General features: G+C 63.0%; 19 protein-coding genes. 11 read left to right on the forward strand and 8 right to left on the reverse strand.

Annotated features, from left to right (window positions below; all coding sequences use genetic code 11):
• The first annotated feature begins 402 nt into the window (after positions 1-402).
• Entirely contained in the window at positions 403-1305 is a 903-nt protein-coding gene (locus ATY76_RS01220; RefSeq protein ID WP_088672955.1) for a DMT family transporter, read from the forward strand.
• Between the two features lie 58 nt (positions 1306-1363).
• On the opposite strand, the gene ATY76_RS01225 is transcribed toward ATY76_RS01220, so the two are convergent.
• The 3 genes from ATY76_RS01225 to ATY76_RS01235 form a co-directional block, all read right to left on the reverse strand.
• Positions 1364-3013, reverse strand: a complete 1650-nt coding sequence (locus ATY76_RS01225; RefSeq protein WP_088672956.1) for a DEAD/DEAH box helicase — start codon at positions 3011-3013, stop codon at positions 1364-1366.
• 246 nt (positions 3014-3259) lie between these two features.
• Positions 3260-4375 (reverse strand): DNA alkylation repair protein, encoded by a 1116-nt coding sequence (locus ATY76_RS01230; protein ID WP_088672957.1) that lies wholly within the window; start codon positions 4373-4375, stop codon positions 3260-3262.
• Between the two features lie 72 nt (positions 4376-4447).
• Positions 4448-4756: a hypothetical protein gene (locus ATY76_RS01235; RefSeq protein ID WP_088672958.1), complete on the reverse strand. Its 309-nt coding sequence runs from the start codon at positions 4754-4756 to the stop codon at positions 4448-4450.
• Between ATY76_RS01235 and ATY76_RS01240 the strand changes: the two genes are divergently transcribed.
• Together ATY76_RS01240 and ATY76_RS01245 are read left to right on the forward strand one after the other, a co-directional pair.
• Entirely contained in the window at positions 4755-5027 is a 273-nt protein-coding gene (locus tag ATY76_RS01240; RefSeq protein ID WP_088672959.1) for a hypothetical protein, read from the forward strand. The two genes, ATY76_RS01235 and ATY76_RS01240, sit on opposite strands and share 2 nt — an antisense overlap.
• A gap of 71 nt (positions 5028-5098) precedes the next feature.
• On the forward strand, positions 5099-8482 hold the full coding sequence (locus ATY76_RS01245) for a response regulator (RefSeq protein ID WP_088672960.1): 3384 nt from the start codon (positions 5099-5101) through the stop codon (positions 8480-8482).
• A 22-nt stretch (positions 8483-8504) separates the two neighbouring features.
• Here ATY76_RS01245 and mnmD read toward each other — a convergent pair whose 3' ends face one another.
• On the reverse strand, positions 8505-9329 hold the full coding sequence (gene mnmD, locus ATY76_RS01250; protein WP_245309645.1) for a tRNA (5-methylaminomethyl-2-thiouridine)(34)-methyltransferase MnmD: 825 nt from the start codon (positions 9327-9329) through the stop codon (positions 8505-8507).
• Here mnmD and ATY76_RS01255 point away from each other — a divergent pair.
• The 8 genes from ATY76_RS01255 to ATY76_RS01290 all read left to right on the forward strand — a co-directional run bounded on the left by ATY76_RS01255 (position 9328) and on the right by ATY76_RS01290 (position 14824).
• Positions 9328-10506 carry an FAD-binding oxidoreductase gene (locus tag ATY76_RS01255; protein WP_088672961.1) on the forward strand — a complete coding sequence of 393 codons (1179 nt, stop codon included), beginning with the start codon at positions 9328-9330 and terminating at the stop codon, positions 10504-10506. The two genes, mnmD and ATY76_RS01255, sit on opposite strands and share 2 nt — an antisense overlap.
• A gap of 114 nt (positions 10507-10620) precedes the next feature.
• The gene (locus ATY76_RS01260) at positions 10621-11328 is read left to right on the forward strand and encodes a DUF1045 domain-containing protein (protein ID WP_088672962.1); all 708 of its coding nucleotides are present in this window, start codon (positions 10621-10623) and stop codon (positions 11326-11328) included.
• A gap of 112 nt (positions 11329-11440) precedes the next feature.
• Positions 11441-12364, forward strand: a complete 924-nt coding sequence (puuE, locus tag ATY76_RS01265; protein WP_088672963.1) for an allantoinase PuuE — start codon at positions 11441-11443, stop codon at positions 12362-12364.
• Positions 12364-12864, forward strand: a complete 501-nt coding sequence (gene uraD / locus ATY76_RS01270; protein WP_088672964.1) for a 2-oxo-4-hydroxy-4-carboxy-5-ureidoimidazoline decarboxylase — start codon at positions 12364-12366, stop codon at positions 12862-12864. Before puuE ends, uraD begins: the two co-directional genes overlap by 1 nt.
• Entirely contained in the window at positions 12861-13223 is a 363-nt protein-coding gene (locus tag ATY76_RS01275; protein WP_088672965.1) for a HepT-like ribonuclease domain-containing protein, read from the forward strand. Before uraD ends, ATY76_RS01275 begins: the two co-directional genes overlap by 4 nt.
• A 4-nt stretch (positions 13224-13227) precedes the next feature.
• Positions 13228-13728 (forward strand): ureidoglycolate lyase, encoded by a 501-nt coding sequence (locus tag ATY76_RS01280; protein WP_088672966.1) that lies wholly within the window; start codon positions 13228-13230, stop codon positions 13726-13728.
• The gene (gene uraH / locus ATY76_RS01285; RefSeq protein WP_088672967.1) at positions 13725-14081 is read left to right on the forward strand and encodes a hydroxyisourate hydrolase; all 357 of its coding nucleotides are present in this window, start codon (positions 13725-13727) and stop codon (positions 14079-14081) included. The genes ATY76_RS01280 and uraH overlap by 4 nt, the downstream gene beginning before the upstream one ends.
• A gap of 2 nt (positions 14082-14083) precedes the next feature.
• On the forward strand, positions 14084-14824 hold the full coding sequence (locus ATY76_RS01290; RefSeq protein ID WP_088672968.1) for a metallophosphoesterase family protein: 741 nt from the start codon (positions 14084-14086) through the stop codon (positions 14822-14824).
• A gap of 22 nt (positions 14825-14846) precedes the next feature.
• Here the strand turns inward: ATY76_RS01290 and ATY76_RS01295 are convergent, their stop codons facing one another.
• The 4 genes from ATY76_RS01295 to ATY76_RS01310 form a co-directional block, all read right to left on the reverse strand.
• The gene (locus tag ATY76_RS01295; protein ID WP_088672969.1) at positions 14847-16601 is read right to left on the reverse strand and encodes a flotillin domain-containing protein; all 1755 of its coding nucleotides are present in this window, start codon (positions 16599-16601) and stop codon (positions 14847-14849) included.
• Positions 16598-17245 (reverse strand): OB-fold-containig protein, encoded by a 648-nt coding sequence (locus tag ATY76_RS01300; protein WP_088672970.1) that lies wholly within the window; start codon positions 17243-17245, stop codon positions 16598-16600. The genes ATY76_RS01295 and ATY76_RS01300 overlap by 4 nt, the downstream gene beginning before the upstream one ends.
• Before the next feature lie 5 nt (positions 17246-17250).
• Complete coding sequence (locus ATY76_RS01305) at positions 17251-18402, reverse strand: PspA/IM30 family protein (RefSeq protein ID WP_088672971.1); 1152 nt, start codon at positions 18400-18402, stop codon at positions 17251-17253.
• 149 nt (positions 18403-18551) lie between these two features.
• Entirely contained in the window at positions 18552-19163 is a 612-nt protein-coding gene (locus ATY76_RS01310) for a CDP-alcohol phosphatidyltransferase family protein (protein WP_088672972.1), read from the reverse strand.
• Positions 19164-19200 lie beyond the last annotated feature (37 nt).

The following is a 19200-nucleotide window of genomic DNA, read 5'->3' on the forward strand; positions in this document are numbered from 1 at the left end:
GCAAAGGTAGCGCAAAATTTGGGCAACTGGCGGTTTTTCGTCCGGCCGCCATGGCGTAATGGACGCCGACGTGTCCTCACCCACCCTCATTCCTGTGCCCGTCACAGGAATCCAGCCACCGCGCGTCGGCGCGGTGAATGACCCTCTCATGCGCTGAGGCAGGGTCTCCTGCGCCCAAGGACTTGGACGCACTGGATTCCTGTGACGAGCACAGGAATGAGGGAGCGTGTAGGACTGCTGGTAATCCTTCGCTGCACTTTGCATATTATCAAACTGCCGGCAGCTTCGTCCACCTACTCCAACCATCAACGAAATTTCAAATAAGCATCAATGCTTCGCCTTTGACCGCGCCCTTCGGCTGCGGCTATCAGCACGGCGATCTCTTTTTGCACGAGCCGCCCCATGTCTCTCGACCGCTTTGCCCCCGCCGTCTTCGTTTTCCTCTGGTCCACGGGCTGGGTGGTGGCGAAATATGCCGCGCTGCATTCCGAGCCTTTTACCTTCCTTTCGATACGCTACGCGCTGTCGGCCTTGGCGTTCCTGGCGCTCTGTCTGGTGATGCGGGCGCAATGGCCGAAGAGCCGGGCCACGTGGCTGCGTGCCATCTATTCCGGCTTCTTCCTGCACGGCTTCTATCTCGGCGGGCTCTGGTGGGCGATCGCCAATGGCGTGCCGGCCGGCATATCGGGCATCATCGCGGCGCTGCAGCCGCTGCTGACGGCGATGGCGGCTCCCTTCCTCGTCGGCGAGCGGTTGCAGAAGAGCCAACAGTTCGGCCTCGGCCTCGGTTTCATCGGCATCGCCATCGCGATTTCGCCGAAACTCCTCGATCCGGCGACATCAGATCTCAGCCATGCGGCGCTGCCGCTGGTGATCAACCTCATCGCCATGGGCTCCGTCACATACGGCACGCTCTACCAGAAGAAACACCTGCAGTCCGGTGACCTCAGGACCATCGCGACACTGCAATATGTCGGCGCGCTGATCCTGACCCTGCCACTGTCGCTGATCTTCGAGCAGCAGCATTTCGATGGTTCCGCGCAGGCCTATGGCGCGCTCATATGGTCGGTCTTCGGTCTGTCGATGGGGGGTGTCGGGCTGCTGCTCTACCTCATCCGCCGGGGGCAGGTCTCCCGCGCCGCCTCGCTCATCTATCTGATGCCGCCGGCCGTCGCGCTGGAAGCCTTCATCGCCTTCGGGGAGCCGCTGACCCTGCCGCTGATTGTCGGCACGGTGGTCGTCGTGGCTGGCGTTTATCTGACGAACCGCAAGGCAGCCGAGCGGCGGACGCCTGTTAAGGCGTAGCGTAGACAGCAAAAAGGCCGGGTTTCCCCGGCCTTTCCACTTTTCAATCAATCGATGATCAGGCGCGTTCGCGGCGCTGGCCGCCATTGCGGGAGCCGGAGCCGCCGCGGCGGTTGCCGCCATTGCCCTCGCGGCGCGGTTCGCCGCCCTGGGTCTGGTGCTGGCTGCGGTCTTCGCCATGCTTGCGGGCCGGGCGGCCGTGGGCGTGGCGGCCGTTGCCGCGGTGATGACCGCTCGGCTCGCCATTGGCATGGGTGGGACGCTGCGGCTTTGCCGAGGGGCGGAAGTCGGAGGTCGAGACCAGATCGTTGTCGGGGCCGAGATTGGGGGTGGCTTCACCGCGGCGCTGGCCGCGGAAATCCTCGTTGCGGCTTGTGCGTTCGGGACGCGGGCGGCGTTCCTGGCGGCTGCCGCGATGCTCCGAGCGGTTCTGATCGCCACGACCCTGACCCTCGCGACCCTGGCCGCCACCGCGATTGCGGTTGTTGCCATTGCCGTTGCCGCGGCGGGGACCGGCGTTGCTGATATTGGCCGGCGGTTCGCCGCTTGCGACCGTGATGTCGATGCCCATCAGGCGTTCGATATCGCGCAGCAGCTTGGCTTCGTCGGGCGCGCAGAAGGCAATCGCGATGCCGTCGCGGCCGGCGCGCGCGGTGCGGCCGATGCGATGGACGTAGGCGTCGGGCACCTCAGGCAGGTCGTAATTATAGACGTGGCTGACGGCCGGGATGTCGATGCCGCGGGCGGCGACGTCGGTGGCGATCAGCGTCTTGATGCTGCCGTCACGGAAGGCCTTCAGCGCACGCTCGCGCTGGCCCTGGCTCTTGTTGCCGTGGATCGAAGCGACGGAATAGCCGATATTGTCGAGATGCTTCATCAGCTTCTCGGCGCCGTGCTTGGTGCGCAGGAAGACGATGGCGCGGCCGTCCGGGTTTTCGGTCAGCGACTTGCGCAGCAGCTCGGTCTTGTCGTTCTTGCCGCCGACGAAGTGGACGTACTGCTCGACCTTGTCGGCAGCCTTGCCGGGCGGCGTCACTTCGACCTTGACGGGGTCGACGAGATAATCGCCGGCGAGATCGGCGATCGCCTTCGGCATGGTGGCCGAAAACAGCATGGTCTGGCGCTTCTTCGGCACCAGCTTGGCGATCTTGCGCAGATCATGCACGAAGCCGAGGTCGAGCATCTGATCGGCTTCGTCGAGCACGAGATAACGCACCGTCGTCAGCGTGATGGCGCGGCGGTTGACGAGATCGAGCAGGCGGCCGGGGGTGGCGACCAGGATGTCGGTGCCCTTTTCGAGCTGCAGCTGCTGCTTGTTGATCGACACGCCGCCGACGACGACATTGATGCGCAGCGGCGACTTGCGGATGAACTTCTTCAGATTGTCGGCGATCTGGTTCACCAGCTCGCGCGTCGGCGCCAGAATCAGCGTCCGCGTCGTGCGGTTGTCGGGACGGCGCTCGTCGGCGAGCAGCTTTTCGATAAGCGGCAGGCCGAAGGCGGCGGTCTTGCCGGTGCCGGTCTGGGCAAGGCCGATCAAGTCGCGGCCGGCGATGAGAAGAGGAATGGCCTGTTCCTGGATCGGCGTCGGCGTTTCGATGCCGAGCTGGAACAAGGTAGCGACGATCGGCTTGGAGACACCAAGCGATTCAAAATTGGTCAAGGCATAACCTTTCGGGGCGCCACAACGATCGCCGGAGCGCACCATGCGACCCGGTTTCATTCTGGCGTCAAGAACCCCGCGTGAAGTGGGAACTTGCAAGTTGGAAAAAGCTTTCCAGCGCTTCTGGCCGCTGATGGGAGTGCGGCGCTCTATCGAAATGCGCTTTTGTCCCTTCTTCCTGCTTCTCGTATTTTTTAGCAGGGGCACGCTCACGCGGCGGCCGGAAGGGTGAAAGCTAAGCCGCATTTGGGCTAATTCACTCACAAAGTCAAGTGCAGTGCACAAAAACCGTTAACCGGCATCCATCGACGGCATTCTGAGGACGAAGCTTTCCGATGCGCTTTCGGCACCATTGACGAGGATGGCGATGCGGTGTTGCCCGGGATAATAGCGGCGGGTCGTGATCGGCCGCATGGCGTGGCGGCGCTCGATCGCCTGGCTCTGCCCGGGCGCCAGCGTGATCGTCTTGCACTTGAAGACCTTCGGTGACAGCGAGCCGTCGGCCTTCACGTGGTGGATGGCGTAGTCGATCATCAGCGCGTGCTCGATCTCGCCGGCATTGGTCACGCGGATCTCGAAATCCAGCCCTTCGCCGAACATGACCTCGCTGCTGAGAAGGCGCAGTTCGCATGTCAGCGCGGCCGCCGCGCCGAAGCCGAAATTAGCGAGCGCCTGCGCATGGCCTTTTTTCAGGAGCGTGCGAGAGGCGTGTTTCAGCAGCCGGCGGCGCTCGGGCGAAGCGGTGTCGATGTGGGTTGCGATGAAGGCGGCGACGAGATCGGGATGATCCTTGGCAATGTCGTTCAGGCTGTTGGCGACCGAGCGGCGCACATAGTCCTCCGGATCGTCCATCAGGGCGGTCAGGATCGGCAGGATCGGCGCGGGATCTTTCACAAGTTGCGGCAGGCGCATGGCCCAGGGCAGGCGCGGCCGTGTTCCCTCGCTCGCCAGCCGGCGTACATGCCGGTCGGGATCGCCGACCCAGCCGGAGATGCTGGCCAGCGCCCGCTGCTGGTCGCGATGGATGAAAGGACGGATGCCGAATTCGGCGGTGAAATGCGGCGTCAGCGCCTTGAGGAGATCGAGGCCGAGTTCGAAATGATCGGGGCCGCGCGCGGCGATGAACTGGTTGACCGGCAGCAGCATCCAGCCAGTCAGGCCGGGCCTGCCTGATGAAGGCAGGCTTGCCTTCAGGATGGCGGCTGCTTGGGGAAAACCGTCGGGAAGCGTGGCGAAGAGCGCGTCGCGGATCAGGGCAGAGCGCTCCATCAGCTCCAGTGCCTCAAGGCCATCAGTCGCGAGCACCGCGAAACGGGCCTTGTCGAAGGAGAGCGCATTGGCGGCGATGCGATCGGCCATGTCGCCGACCAGCGCCTCGTGCAGCAGGTTCTTAAGCGGTTCCGGCATGCTGATCCTCCCTCTGTGGGAGGATTGGACCGGCGCCGCCGGGAGGTCAAGCGGCGCCGGATGCGAGTATCTTTATTCCGGGCAGACCTTCACGCGATAGGGCTCGCCCCAGCGATCGTGCCGCCATTCGATATGGCAATAGGACGGCCGATAATAGGTCCGGTAGACGGGATAGGGACGATAGGCGGGGTAGGCCGGATAAACCGGGTAGGCGGGGCGGGCGGCTTCCGACAGCAGGGCGCCGCCGACGACGCCGGCGGCGAGGCCGCCCCAGAAGGCATCGCGCGGATGGGCATCGGCAGTGGTGGCGGTGGCGAGCGAGGCGCCGGCAAAGGTCAGCGCGATCAGGCCCGTCGCCATGGTCTTATGAAAAACGGACATGGTATTTTCCTTGATTTGGACCGGCTTCTATAAAGCCATCCCCAGACTCCGCCCGGATCGCGGCGGAGCGATGGCCGCGCAAGCGCTTGCCGGATTAAATTTTCGTCATGATTTCAAAGGGCGCCGAGGCGGCAAGGCGCTGATCGAACCGCGTGGGATCGCCGCCGATAGAGGCATTCTTTCAGTTTTCTGCGGGATCGGAGTGCCCATCGAAGGTATTTCGGCTCATCGAGCCGGCGTGCAAAATTTCGCGGCGCAAATTTATGGTTAAAACCTTGTTAAAAGCCTTGGCGTTATAGTCGTTCTAGTTGATATTTCATTCATTGCGGGAGCGACAATTTCTTGAAATCAGCTGGGGACATACTGGAATTGGCTTGCCGCCGGATCGCCGATCTGGACACCCCGGCCTATGTCAAGAACAGCGAGCTGCGCTATGTCGCCGTCAACGAGGCCTATGCCGACTTCCTCGGCCGAGAGATTTCCGATTTCATCGGCAGGCGCAGTCGCGAATTGTTCGACCGGCCCGAGGAAGAGGATCGCGAGGACAAGGAGCGCCGCGCGCTGGTGTTCGGCAGCGAGGAAAACGCCATATGCTTCGACGCGGCGAGCCTCCATCATGAGCGCATCCAGATCGAAAGCTTCTCGCCGTCGCCGGAGCGGATCTATGTGCTCGGCATCTTCGAAGCCCGTGAGCGCCGCGCCGCCGGCAACAGGGAGAGCGGCGGCAGCCCTCGGACTGTAAACGATTCCGATCTTGCCCAGGTGCGCGAGGCGCTGGAAAAGCTCGATCATCCGATCGGCATCTTTGCGGCGGACGGACGGCCGCTGGTCGTCAACGCCGCCTATCGCGACGGCGAAAGGCCTGCATCCGCCGGCGATTCGGCGTGGGGCGACAGCATCAACGAACTCGACGCTCTGCGCACCGTGCTTGAGGATCTGCCGGTTGCCGTCTTCGTACGCGACGACAGGCATCGCCTGATCTATGCCAACAAGTATTATGAAACCTTCAGCGGCCGCGCCCGCTCCGAGTATCTAGGAATGACCGAACACGAAATGTTCGGGCCGGAAGGTGCTGAGCCGATCTACCAAGAAAACCTGCTGGCGCTCAGGGACGGCATTTCGGTGGAGCTCGAGAGCGAGATGCCGAGCATAAGCGGCCACGTCTATCCCGTCATTTCGCGCGTCAACCGCGTCATGACGGCAGATGGGCGAACCTATGTCGTGGGCTCCTTTTCCGACATCTCGCCCCTCAAGGAGCGCGAGAAGGCGCTGATCGAGTCCCGCAAGCAGGAAGAAGTGTTGCATCGAGATATCGAGAGCATCCTGCGTTCGCTGCCGATCGGCGTGCTGATCCTCGATAACGACCACCGGATTCTCTACGTCAACGACGAATTCTACAGCATCTGGGAACTGCCGCTCGACGATCGCTTCGACGGCCGTCCCTTCATCGATGTCATCCGCCGGAATTACGAACTCGGGCGCTATGACGGAACGCAGACGCCCGAAGAAATCTATGCTTTCCGCCAGCACCTGTTCGAAGCCGAAGAGCCGGAGCCGATCGAGGTCGGCTGGACAGGCGGCAAATCGGTCATCTTCGACAGCCGCCGGATCTCCCACGATCGCATCCTGCTGACCTATGCCGATATTTCGGCGGTGCGCGAGCGGGAAAAGGAAATTCACGAGACCCGCGCCGCGCTGGAGCGGGTCGGCGAAATGATGCGCGATGCGACACATGCCATGTCGCAGGGGCTTGCCATCGTCCAGGACGGCATCATCAAGATGTCCAACGAGGCGATGGCCGACATCCTGCAGATCCCGCCGCATTATATCGCGGCCGGCGAGGGCTGGCTCGGCATGTTCGAATTCTGCGCGGCGCGCGGCGATTTCCACGATGCGGCGGACGAGATCCTGCAGGAGTGGCGCGCCAATATCGCCGCCAGGCAGCCGATTTCGACCGTCTTCCATGTCGGCGGCGAGCGCTGGGTGAACATGGAGGCGACGGTCAGCACCGGGCAGCATTGGGTGGCGCTGTTTACCGACGTGACCGATCTGAAGAGCCGCGAGGAGGATTTGCGCCATCTCCTGTCGCGCGCCGAAGCCGCCGACCGCGCCAAGACCGAGTTCCTCGCCAATATGAGCCACGAGATCCGCACGCCGATGAACGGCGTGCTCGGCATGGCGGAACTGCTTGCCAAGACCAATCTCGACACGCGCCAGAAGACCTTCATCGACATCATCGTCAAATCGGGCAACGCGCTGCTGACGATTATCAACGACATCCTCGACTTCTCGAAGATCGATGCAGGGCAGATGAAACTGCGCAGAGCCGCCTTCGATATCATCGAAGCGGTGGAAGACGTGGCGACGCTTCTGTCGTCGCATGCCGCCGAAAAGAATATCGAGCTCCTGGTGCGGGCGGCACCGGATCTGCCGGCCGCCGTGATCGGAGATGCCGGACGCTTCCGCCAGATCGTCACCAATCTGGTCGGCAACGCCGTCAAGTTCACCGAGCGCGGCCATGTCTTCGTCGATGTCGGCTTCCAGGCGGCGGCCGGCGGCGAGATCATGGCGAGCATCCGCATCGAGGACACGGGTATCGGCATTCCCAGGGAGAAGCTGGAATCGGTCTTCGACAAGTTTTCCCAGGTCGACGCCTCCTCGACCCGGCGGCATGAGGGAACGGGGCTTGGCCTGGCGATCACGGCCGGCCTGGTCGATCTCTTCGGCGGCTATATCAATGTCGAGAGTGAATGGGGCAGGGGCTCGGTCTTCACCGTCAACCTGCCGTTTGCGGTGGCGGCTGCCCGCCTCGAGCCGAAGCCGCTGCCGATCAACGTGCAGGGCGCGCGCATTCTCGTCGTCGACGACAACGAGGTGAACCGGCGTATCCTCACCGAGCAGCTTTCGCTCTGGGGCTTCGACGGCGTGGCCGCCGAGGGCGGCGGCACCGGCCTTGCGATCCTGGAGGCGGCGGCCGATCTCGGCGTCACGGTCGATGCCGTCGTGCTCGATTATCACATGCCCGATATGAACGGCGCCGATGTCGCCCGCCGGCTGCGCGCCGATCGCCGCTTTGCCGAGCTGCCGATCATCTTCCTGACCTCGATGGATATTTCGGGCACGGAAAAGGAATTCGCGGCGCTGAACGGCCAGGCGCATCTGATGAAGCCGGCGCGCGCCAACGTGCTGCGCAACACCGTCGTCGAGGTGGTTCGTGCCCGGCGCGTGAAGCAGGCTTCGGAGGCGGAGATCGCCCGGCTACAGGCCGAAGCGGCCGTGCCGGTGCCTCAGCCTGCGCCTGCGCCGCAGAAGCGGGCGGCTGACTTCGTCGATGTGCTCGTCGCCGAAGACAACGAGGTCAACCAGATCGTCTTCACCCAGATCCTGCAATCGACGGGGCTCACTTTCCTTGTCGTCAATAACGGGCAGGAGGCCGTCGCCGCCTGGGAGAGCCATACGCCGCGCATCATCATGATGGACGTCTCGATGCCCGTCATGAACGGCCATGAGGCGACCCGGACGATCCGCGAAAGGGAAAAGGGGCAGGGGCACCGCGTGCCGATCATCGGCGTCACCGCCCATGCGCTGGAAAGCGACCGTGAACTCTGCCTCGATGCCGGTATGGACGACTACATGTCGAAGCCGATCAGCCCTGAGCTACTGGAAGAGAAGATCCGGCAATGGCTCGGCAAGGACGAGCAGCAGCCGGGGATTACGAGCTACTGATCTCAGTTGGGCAAAGGAATAATTACGAACGCTCGTCGTATTTGGCCGCAAGACGCGCGGCGACATCGCGGATGGGCTTGAGGCGGCCCGCTTCCGCGTCGGCAAGCCCCTGATCGATTGCCAGATCGGGCGCCTTCACACCGCAGAGCATTTCCCGCTTGCCGGCGAAGCCTTTGCGGCGTTCCACGACAAAACCCGCGGCGATGAGATTGCGGCGTACGAAGCCGGCTGCGGCATAGGTGGCGAAGGTGCCGCCGGCGGCGGTCTTGTCATTGACCGCGCGCATCAATTCCTCCGACCACATGTCGCCGTTGCGGGACGGGGCGAAGCCGTCGAGATACCAGGCGTCGAAGCCGGGTTTTACCGCTGTGACGCCATCGAGTGCCGCGCCGCAGACGACGCTGAGCCGCGTCTGATCGTCGAGGGCGAGCGAGACGATGCCATCGGGCGTTTGCGGCCAGGCGGCCGTCAGGGCTTCGCGCTCGGCATCGATCTCCGGCCAGTGCGAGAGCGCTCGGCCGATCTCTTCGCCACGCATCGGATGAAGTTCGAAGGAGATGAAATGCAGATGCTGGCCGGCGGCGCGATGCTGCTTCCATTGCCGCCATGTCTCGGCGAAGTTCAGGCCGGTGCCGAAACCGAGTTCGCCGATCACGAAAGTCTGCTGTCCGCTCCAGCGCTCCGGCAAGCCGTTGCCGGCGAGAAAGACATGGCCGCATTCCAGCCGTCCGTCGGTCTGGCAATAAAAATGATCGCCAAAGGCTGTGGAATAAGGCATATCGCCGTCGCGCCATTCGAGCGGCTGCGGCGCGCCGGCGCCAATCTGATCTGGATTCACCTTTGTCATGGAAAAAGCCGATAATCCTGCGCCGGCGTCCGGTCAATCTTCTTGCGACCTGCTGATCGTCGGCGGCGGCATCATGGGCCTCTGGGCGGCCATCCATGCCGAGCGCCGTGGCATCGGTACCCTTCTCGCCGATGCCGGCAGGCTGGGCGGGGGTGCGAGCGGCGGCCTGCTCGGCGCGCTGATGCCGCATATGCCGGACCGCTGGTCTGAGAAGAAGCAGTTCCAGTTCGATGCGCTGGTCTCGCTCGAAGCCGAAATCACAGCACTCGAAGCCGAGACCGGCCTTTCCGCCGGTTACAGCAGGTCCGGGCGGCTGATCCCGCTGCCGAAGCCGCATCTCAACCGTATAGCCCGCGGCCACTCAGAGGATGCCGAGCGCCACTGGCAGGCAGGTGAGCGCCGGTTTCATTGGCATGTGCTGGAAAAGCCGCCGGTTGACGGCTGGGTCGAGGCCTCTGCCGGCGAGAGCGGCTTCGTGCATGACACGCTTGCCGGCCGCGTCGCCCCCCGGTCGCTGATTTCAGCGCTCGTCGCCTTACTGCAACGGGCAAAACATGTGCGCATCATGGAAAATGCTGAAGTCGCCGATCTCGATCCGGACCGTGGCACGGCGGAGATCGGCGGCGAAACCATCACCTTCGGCCGCTGCATCCTGGCTGCGGGCCATCGATCCTTTCCTCAGCTGCAGGACCTGACATCAGGGCTGAAGCAGCCGCTCGGCCAGCCGGTGAAGGGGCAGGCGGCGCTGTTGAAGGCGGAGATCGACCCGGCGCTGCCGACGATCTTTCTCGACGGGCTCTATGTCGTCGCGCATGAAGGCGGGCACGCGGCGATCGGCAGCACCAGCGAAAACCGCTTCGGTGATCCCATGTCGACCGATGCCCAGCTCGACGCGCTGATCGAGGCGGCGCGCGCCATCGTACCTGATCTTCGCAGCGCGCCGGTCGTCGAACGCTGGGCGGGGCTTCGCCCGAAGGCGATCGACCGTGATCCGATGATCGGCCGCCATCCGGATCATCCCCGGCTCGTCGCGTTGACCGGCGGCTTCAAGGTCAGCTTCGGTCTTGCCCATCGGCTGGCGGAGGCGGCGGTTTGTATCGCAGGCGATACGGATTGCGGATTTTCGCTGCCGGAAAGCTTTGCGATTTCAAGACATATCGCCGTGGCTTCACGTTAAACGTGAATTCCGTGCGGCTGCGTTTCGTTATTCTGTCATGCAAATCACCTATCTGCTTGCGCATCGGCAGCGCCTGACGTCACCGGCGCTCACTTCCTTGATGGAGGAAATCGCATGCGCTATGCCATTTGCTTCACGCCCCCGGCGAGCGACCCTTTGTCGCTCGTGGCCGCCAACTGGCTTGGCCGAAACGTGTTTTCAGGCGAGATGGTGGAGCCGCCGGCCGTTCGCGGTCTCGGCATTCACGAGATCGCATTCCACACCGCCGTACCGCGGCGCTATGGTTTCCACGGCGTTCTGAAGGCGCCGTTCCACCTGTCTCCCGACATGCCGGAATCGCAACTCCTGCGCGATCTGATGCGTTTTTCCGGAACCGTTCTTCCCTTCCGATTGCCGTGCCTGGAAATCGCCCGGCTCGGCAATTTCTATAGCCTGCTGCCGAGCGCTGCCTGCGAGCAGATCCAGTATCTGGCTTCGGCGATCGTGCAGGAATTCGACCGTTTCCGCGTGCCGCTCAGCGAAGCGGAGATCGAGCGGAGCGATCCGGACGGTCTGTCGGCCGCGCAGTTCGCCAATCTTCACCGCTGGGGCAACCCCTATGTGATGGATGAGTTCCGTTTCCACATGCCGGTGACGGGCCCGGTCAATGCACTCGACATGCCGCGCATCGCGCCGGCGCTGCGGGCGATCTTCGGGCCGGTGCTCGGCGAGCCGGTGATGGTCTCCAACGTCGCGCTGATGATCGAAGAGGGCACGGGCGGGCCGTTCCGCGTTCACTCGCTGCATCCGATGGGCAAGGTCAGCGCGCGCAAGATCGCCTGAGCAGGCGGCAGCTAAATGATTGTGCCGGAAGGATAAATTTCACTGCGCAGTTTCCGTCTCGACATTCCGGCTGCGGATGATACCGTTCCCCGTCTTTTCAGAAGGTGATTTAATGGTATCTGAGACCTATCCGCGCAATCTCGTCGGCTACGGGCGCCAGACGCCCGATCCGAAGTGGCCTGATGAGGCGCGCATCGCCGTGCAGTTCGTCATCAATTACGAGGAGGGCGGCGAAAGCTCGATCCTCGATGGCGATCCGGCATCCGAATGCCTGCTGTCGGAGATCGTCGGTGCGGCGGCTTGGCCGGGGCAGCGCAACCTCAATATGGAATCGATCTACGAATATGGTTCGCGCGCCGGTTTTTGGCGGCTCTGGCGGATGTTTACCGATCTCAAGGTGCAGGCGACCGTCTATGGCGTGACGCTGGCCATGGCGCGCAATCCGGAAGCCGTTGCGGCGATGAAGGAAGCCGGCTGGGAGATCGCCAGCCACGGCTATCGCTGGCTGGAATACAAGGATTTTTCCGAGGATCTGGAGCGCAAGCACATTCTCGAAGCCGTGCGCCTGCACACCGAACTCACCGGCGAGCGGCCCTACGGCCTGTATCAGGGCAAACCATCGGACAATACGCTGCGGCTGGTGCAGGAGGAGGGCGGTTTCCTCTACTCCTCCGATTCCTATGCCGACGACCTGCCTTTCTGGGTGAAGGGCGTCGACGGAAAACCTTTCCTGATCATTCCCTATACGCTCGAAACCAACGACATGCGTTTCGCGACACCGCAGGGTTTCAATACCGGCGATCAGTTCTTCACCTATCTGAAGGATGCCTTCGATACGCTCTATGAGGAAGGCAAGAACGGCAGCCCGAAAATGATGTCGGTCGGTTTGCATTGCCGCCTCGTCGGGCGTCCGGGCCGGGCAGCGGCGCTGAAGCGGTTCATCGAATATGTGCAGAAGCACGACAAGGTCTGGATTCCGCGCCGTATCGAGATCGCGGAGCACTGGCACAAGCATCATCAGCCGGACGCGCTCTGATGCTGCCGCGCGAGGATTTTGTTTCCCGCTTCGGCGGCGTCTTCGAACATTCGCCCTTCATCGCCGAACGCGCCTATGACGCCGGCAGCGTGAAGGAGCCGTTGACGGCATCAACCGTGCATGCGGCCCTTGCCGCTGCCTTCCGCGCCGCAAGCCTGGAGGAGCGTCTCGGCGTGCTGCGCGCCCATCCCGATCTTGCCGGGCGGCTCGCCATCGCAGGCAAGCTCACCGCGGACAGCCGCAAGGAACAGGCCGGCGCCGGGCTCGACCGGCTGAGCCCGGCCGAACATGCCCGCTTCACCGAGCTTAATTCGGCCTATGTCGAAAAATTCGGCTTTCCCTTCATCATCGCGGTCACGGGGCTCGGCAAGGACGATATCCTCTCGGCCTTCGAGAAGAGGATCGGCAATGGCCGGGATGAGGAATTGGCGACCGCGGCTGCGCAGGTCGAGCGGATCGCGCTGCTGCGCCTGACATCGATGCTGCCGGAGGCCGAATGAAAGAGCGGCGCGCGATCGACTATCTGAATGAGATGTATGAGGCGGCGTCCGAAGCGCTGTCCTTCGTCGGCGGAATGGATGGGGCGGCCTTCGCCGGGGACAAGCTCACCTTCAAGGCGGTGACCTTCTGCCATTTCACCATCGGTGCTGCGGCATCCCGCCTGCTGGTGGCGCATCCGGAATTTGCCACCGAACATCCCGACCTGCCGTGGACGAAAATCTGCGGCACGGGCAATCGCATTCTCGAAGACGTCTTCGACCTCGATCCCGTCGAGATGTGGGAGGCGACCTATCGCACGCTGCCGGAGCTTCTTTCGGCGATCGATGCCATCCGCAACTGGCATGCCCAAGGCGAGTGAAGCCATGTCCGAATTTCTCGACATTCGCCCGCTCAGCCGATCCGCCTTCGCTGCCTTCGGCGAGGTGATCGAAGCCGATCCGGCTTCGATGCGGCTCATCAATAGCGGCACGACCGAGCGTTTTCATGCCTTGGCCGTGGCGGAGGCGGCGGGCGAGGGCGCGCGCGTCATCGTCAATCTGTTTCGCGGCCAGCCGCGCAGCTTTCCCTATGCCGTCGACATGATGGAGCGCCATCCCCTCGGCAGCCAGAGTTTTTCGCCGGTTTCGGGCCGCCCCTTCCTCGTCGTCGTTTCCGAGCACGAGAACGGACGCCCCGGCAGGCCGCAGGTCTTTCTGGCGCGCGGGGATCAGGGCGTGAACTACCGCCGCAATGTCTGGCACCATCCGCTGATGGCGCTCGGCGAGGCTTCGGATTTCCTGGTCGTCGACCGCGACGGGCCGGGCAACAATCTCGAGGAATTCTTCTTCGAGACCCCCTTCATCATCAGAGAGCCAGCCCTATGACCGGACTGACCACCCATGTTCTCGATACCGCTCTCGGCAAGCCGGCCGAGGGCATCAGGATCGATCTCTTCCGGATCGACGGCGAGATCCGCAGGCATGTGACGACGGTCAAGACCAATGCCGACGGCCGGGTCGACGGCGGCCCGATTCTCTCAGGCGAAAATTTCCATGTCGGGACCTATGAACTGGTCTTCCACGCCGGCGATTATCTCAGAGCCTGCGGCACGCCGCTGCCGCATCCCGCTTTCCTCGATCTCGTGCCGATCCGCTTCGGTATCGCCGATGTCACCGCGCATTATCATGTGCCGTTGCTGCTTTCGCCCTATGGTTATTCCACTTACCGGGGCAGCTAGAGATGAAATTTGCCGCGATCGCCGACATTCACGGCAACCATCTGGCGCTTGAGGCGGTGCTTGCCGATATTCGGGCGCAGGGTATCGAGGAGATCGTCAATCTCGGCGATTTCTTCAGCGGGCCGCTGGAGGCGGGCCGGACGGCTGACATTCTGACGCCGCTCGGGCTGACTTCGGTTCGCGGCAATCACGACCGCTATCTGATCGAGCAGGACCCTGAGGCCATGCATCTGTCGGATGTCGCCGCCTACCGGCAATTGACGCCATCCCACCTCGATTGGCTGCGCAGCCTGCCCTTCGACACCGTCTATCGCGGCGAGGCCTATCTCTGCCATGCGACACCGAAGGACGACAATCTCTACTGGCTGGAATCGGTGTCGCCGCAGGGCCAAGTCTTCCTGAAGCCGATCGAAGCGATCGAGGCGCTCGCCGAAGGCATCGACCTGCCGCTGATCCTCTGCGGCCACAGCCATGTCCCGCGCGCCGTCCGCCTCTCCGACGGCCGTCTGATCGTCAATCCCGGCAGCGTCGGCTGCCCGGCCTATGACGACGATCTGCCTCACTATCACAAGGTCGAAGCCGGCCATCCGCTGGCCGGCTACGCCATTCTCGAAAAGACGGGTGCGGGTTGGACATGGGAGTTCAGGAACGTCGCCTATGACAATCTCGCCATGTCGAGGCTGGCGGCGGAAAACCGCCGGCCCGAATGGGCGAGCGCGCTGGCGACGGGCTGGCTGAGATAGTCCAGACCCGCCTGCGCTCAAATCATTTCTTCTCCGGCGCCGAAGGGGCGATCGTCTTTGCCGGACCGGCGGCCGATGCTGCCGGTCTGACCGAAGCGGCGGACGGTATTGCCGGCTTTGCCGGTGCTGCGGCCGGTTTTGCGCCATCGAGATTTCCAAGCAGGGATGAGATGGCGTCGTCGCCTTCGAAACCGGCTTCCTTCAGCAGCTTGTCGAGGATCGGCTTGTTGGCCTGGTAGGCAAGCAGCTGGCTGGCCAGTCCGTCGCCCATGCCGATGCCGTTTCCGCCGTTCGCGCCGCCGCGGCCGAGCATGCCGCCGGTGTCGAAGATCCGGATATCGGAGATCTTTTCGATCGGCTTGACCGCCTCGGCGAGTGCTTCTGGAATGATGCGGATGCGCTCGCGGGTGATTTCGAACTCGATGATAGCGGCGCTCAACTTGTTGCGGGCGTCGTTGAGCAATGCCTCACTCTCGGCCGCGGCCTTGCCGGTTTCGAGAATGCCCTTGGCCTTGATGATCGCCGCGTCCGCTTCGGCGGTCGCCAGCGTCTTGATGGCTTCCGCCTGGTCGATCGCGGCCTGCTTTTCGGCCTCGGCGCCGACTGTCACGGCAGTCGCTTCGGTTTCGGCTTTCTTGCGTGCGTCGATCACGGCGATCTGCTTTTCGCGTTCGGCGATCTCGATCGCCTTGGCGGTGCCGACCTTTTCTTCTGCCGCAATTGCGGTGGCGCGGGCTGTTTCGGCGGCCGCCTTCGCCTCGGACTCCTCGCGGCTCTTGTTGGCGACGGCGATGGCGCTTTCCTGGGCGACGATCTGAAGATCACGTTTGGCTTCTGTATCGCGCTGCTGGACGGCGCGGGCGGAATCGATGTTTGCGCTTTCGCGGGCCTGCTTGGCGGCTGCCTCGCGCTCGGCGATTGCCTGTTCCGCGGCGATGCGGGCTTCTTCCTCGGCACGTATTGCCGCCTGCTCCTGCTGGGCAGTCTCGGCGCGCGTCGCGGCGGACTTGTTGGCGATGTCGCGTTCCTGGTTGAGCTCGGCTTCCCGCTTGGTCCGCTCGATGGCCAGCGACTGCTGGCGAGCCTCCAGGTCCTTCTGGGCGATGGCGACTTCGGTATCGCGGACGATTTCGTTCCGCTCTTTCTTGCGACCCTCGGTGATGCGGGTCAGTGCCGCGAGACCTTGGGCGTCGAAGAAGTTGTTGGCGTTGAAATGCTTGATGTCGGTCTGGTCGAGACGGGTGAGCGACACGGATTCAAGCTCAAGACCGTTCGACTGCAGGTCGGCGCCGACGGCTTCCTGCACGGCCTTGACGAAATCCATGCGCTGTTCCTGAAGCGCGTCGAGGTTCATGGTGGCGGCGACCGAGCGAAGGCCGTCGACGAATTTCGCTTCGATCAGGATGCGGAGCGCCTCGGCGTCGTTGGTGCGGCTGCCGAGCGTCTGGGCGGCCAGCGCAATCGAGGAGCCATCGGGCTTTACGCGCACGTAGAATTCGGCGCCGATATCGACGCGCATGCGGTCCTTGGTGATCAGCGCATCGCCTTCGCCGCGGCGGACTTCGAGGCGCAGCGTCTTCAGGTTGACTCTGGCGATCGAGTGGAAGATCGGCAGGACGACGGAACCGCCATCGAGCACGACCTTCTGGCCGCCGAGGCCGGTGCGCACATAGGCCTCGTCGCGGCTGGAACGCGTGTAGAGAGAGGCGAGAACAAAGCCGATGCCGAAGATCAGGACGATGCCAATGCCGGCCGGTAGAATAATGTCAAACATCATGACTGCTCCCTGAAAGATTGATTGTCCGCTCCGGCCGGATCGGCGAGTGCGGGTATGGCGATAAACACATCTGCCTTGCGATCGACGAGGAGAACCTCAGTGCCGATCTTCAGCGGGCCTTCGTCCTTGGCGGCCTTGGCTCTTAGGACATGCCAGTTTCCATGCTGGTCCTTGACGCGGACGCGCCCCGGCAGTCCCTGGTCGAGCGGGCCGAGCGACACTTCCGCGGTCCGGCCGATGAAAGTGTCAAGATCGACGGCATAGGTCTCGTCGTGCGGAACGATCCGCGCTACCGTCCGGCTCGACGCCCGCACCATGGGGAAGGTGAGCACCAAGGCGGGAACGGCGGCGACGGTGGCCGGCAGCGGAGCCCAGAAAGCGCCGGCGACCGCCTGTATGGCAAAGCCGGCAATGGCGAAGAAGCCGAGCGTCATCATCAGGAGAATGAGCAGCGGAACGCCGCCGACATTGAGCCAGGACAGGTAGCCCGCAATGCCGTCATGGCCGTGGAAATCCGGTTTTCCGAGAAGCTCGGTGATCGAAAAACCCATGACGGTCGCCAGCATCTCGATCGCGGTCAGGCCGGCAAGCACGGCCGCGGCGATCGCAAAGGGAAGGCATTCAGGAGCGAGGAAAAGTCCCATCGGTGTTACCGGTTATCCGCCTTGAAACGCGCGAGGCGGGCCTCGATCGCCTGCTCGCGGTGCAGTCGGTCGAGTTCGTCCAGCTCGGAACTATGGGCGTTTTCGGCTGATGGAACGCCTGTCAGCCGCGAGACCGCCGCGGCGGCGCGGGCAGCGCCCACGCCCGGCGTCGGTCTGCCGTGGCCGGCCAGAGCCTCTTCCGGATGCTTGGCGATGCTGCGCTTGAAATCGACAAGGCGGGCGTCGGCCTCGCGGCGCGCAGCGAGCACCGCCTGCAGAGCTTTCTGGCCCTCATCCACCTGCTCGCTGGCATCGGCCAGCGCCTTGTCGAGTGCTGCGATCTGGGATTCGAGATCGATCTGACGGGCGACGCCGGCCTTTGCGAGATCATCGCGCCCGGAGGAGACCGCGATGCGGATCTTTTCATCCAGCGCATTCATGTCTTCGACGATCTCGTCCTTGCGGCTCTGGATGCGGTATTCCTCGGCGCGCGCCTTGCCGAGGTCGGTGCGGGCCTCTTCCGCAGCCGCATCGATCTCGCGGATCGCCTGTTCGATCACCACGATCTTGTTGACGCCTTCCGCTTTGTCGATCGCCGCATTGGCGATGCCCGCAATCAGGCGACCCATGCGTGAAAGAATGCCTTCATTCGTCATGTTTTCCTCCATCCGAGCGGAATTCGGCGTGACGCCGATGTTAATCTCGTAGCGATCGTGATCCGCCACAAGGTATGCGGGAAAAATACTCTCCCATCCCTTGGAATAGCCTGCCACATCGAAAGGCACGGCAACACGTCCGTGCACCGTGGCGATGGTCAGGTCCGAGGGGCCTTTTATGGCGAAGAGCTTTTCGTCGAGCGGCAGCTGCAGCGGCTCGGGGATGACGCCCCGATTGGCGGCGAAATCGCGAAGGCCGAGCGTCACGAGCCGCGCCGGCAAGCCCGTCTGCTCGCGGACGGTTTCATAGGCGAGATCATGCAGGACGACGAGATTGGCGCCCGCTTTGTCGTCGACGAGTTCGGTCAGGATGTCGGTCATCCTGCGATAGGCGGCAATCGTGTCATCAAGCGCTTGGCGGGCCTGATCGTCAGGCGCCAGCATGTAGCGCAGCAGCGATGGATGCGGTGTCTTGTTCGTGATTGCCATGAATAAAAACATAAAGCACCGCTTTTGTGCTTTCAAGAGGCTGCGTGCGAAAAATACAACCTTTGTTGAACTTGTCGTTGGAAGGAGGAGGGATCACAAGATGCGATTACAAGCAATTCGTAAAAGCAGCGTTCGACACCGTTCCGGATCGGCTCCGTTTCCTATCGGCCCGCCGTACGCGCCTCGCGAATACCGGCGCTGATACGGTTGATGATCGTCCATAGGAGAAGGAGTGCCACCACTGCCCAGAGCCACAGGGTCCATGCTGCAAAAGTGCCGCCAACCGCGACAAAGACGCCGAGCGCGCCGAAAAGCACCGCGCGGTCGCTCTTGCCCAGCGGCCCGTCGTAACGCCGGCTGGCGCCGACCGTTTGACTGAGAATGCCGGCAAATTCCGTCAGCACCGAGAGGAAAATGACAGCCATGGCCGGCATCAGGCCGTTCGGATCGATCAGTGCAAACGGCAAATACAGGGCGATATCCGAGACGACATCACCGATCTCGTTGAGATAAGCGCCCAGAATGCTCTTTTGCCCATGTTCGCGCGCGAGCATGCCGTCAATCGCATTGAGGCCCATGCGCAAGAGAAACCAGACAGGCACCATCAGGAACCACTGCGGAAGCGGAACGATGCTGAGAAAAAGGCCAAGTGCAACAGAGACGGCGGCAGCAACCGATGTCACCTGATTGGCGGTGACACCTCGCGCCGCCAGCGCGCGTACCAGAGGGCGAAGGATATTCTGAAACCGGGACTTCAATTGATAAACAGACATGCTACCTCAGTGGAGTTTCGTGGCATCAGAAAAATCT

Origin of the sequence: Rhizobium sp. R339 (genome assembly GCF_002211395.1) — a bacterium.
Classification (GTDB): Bacteria; Pseudomonadota; Alphaproteobacteria; order Rhizobiales; family Rhizobiaceae; genus Rhizobium.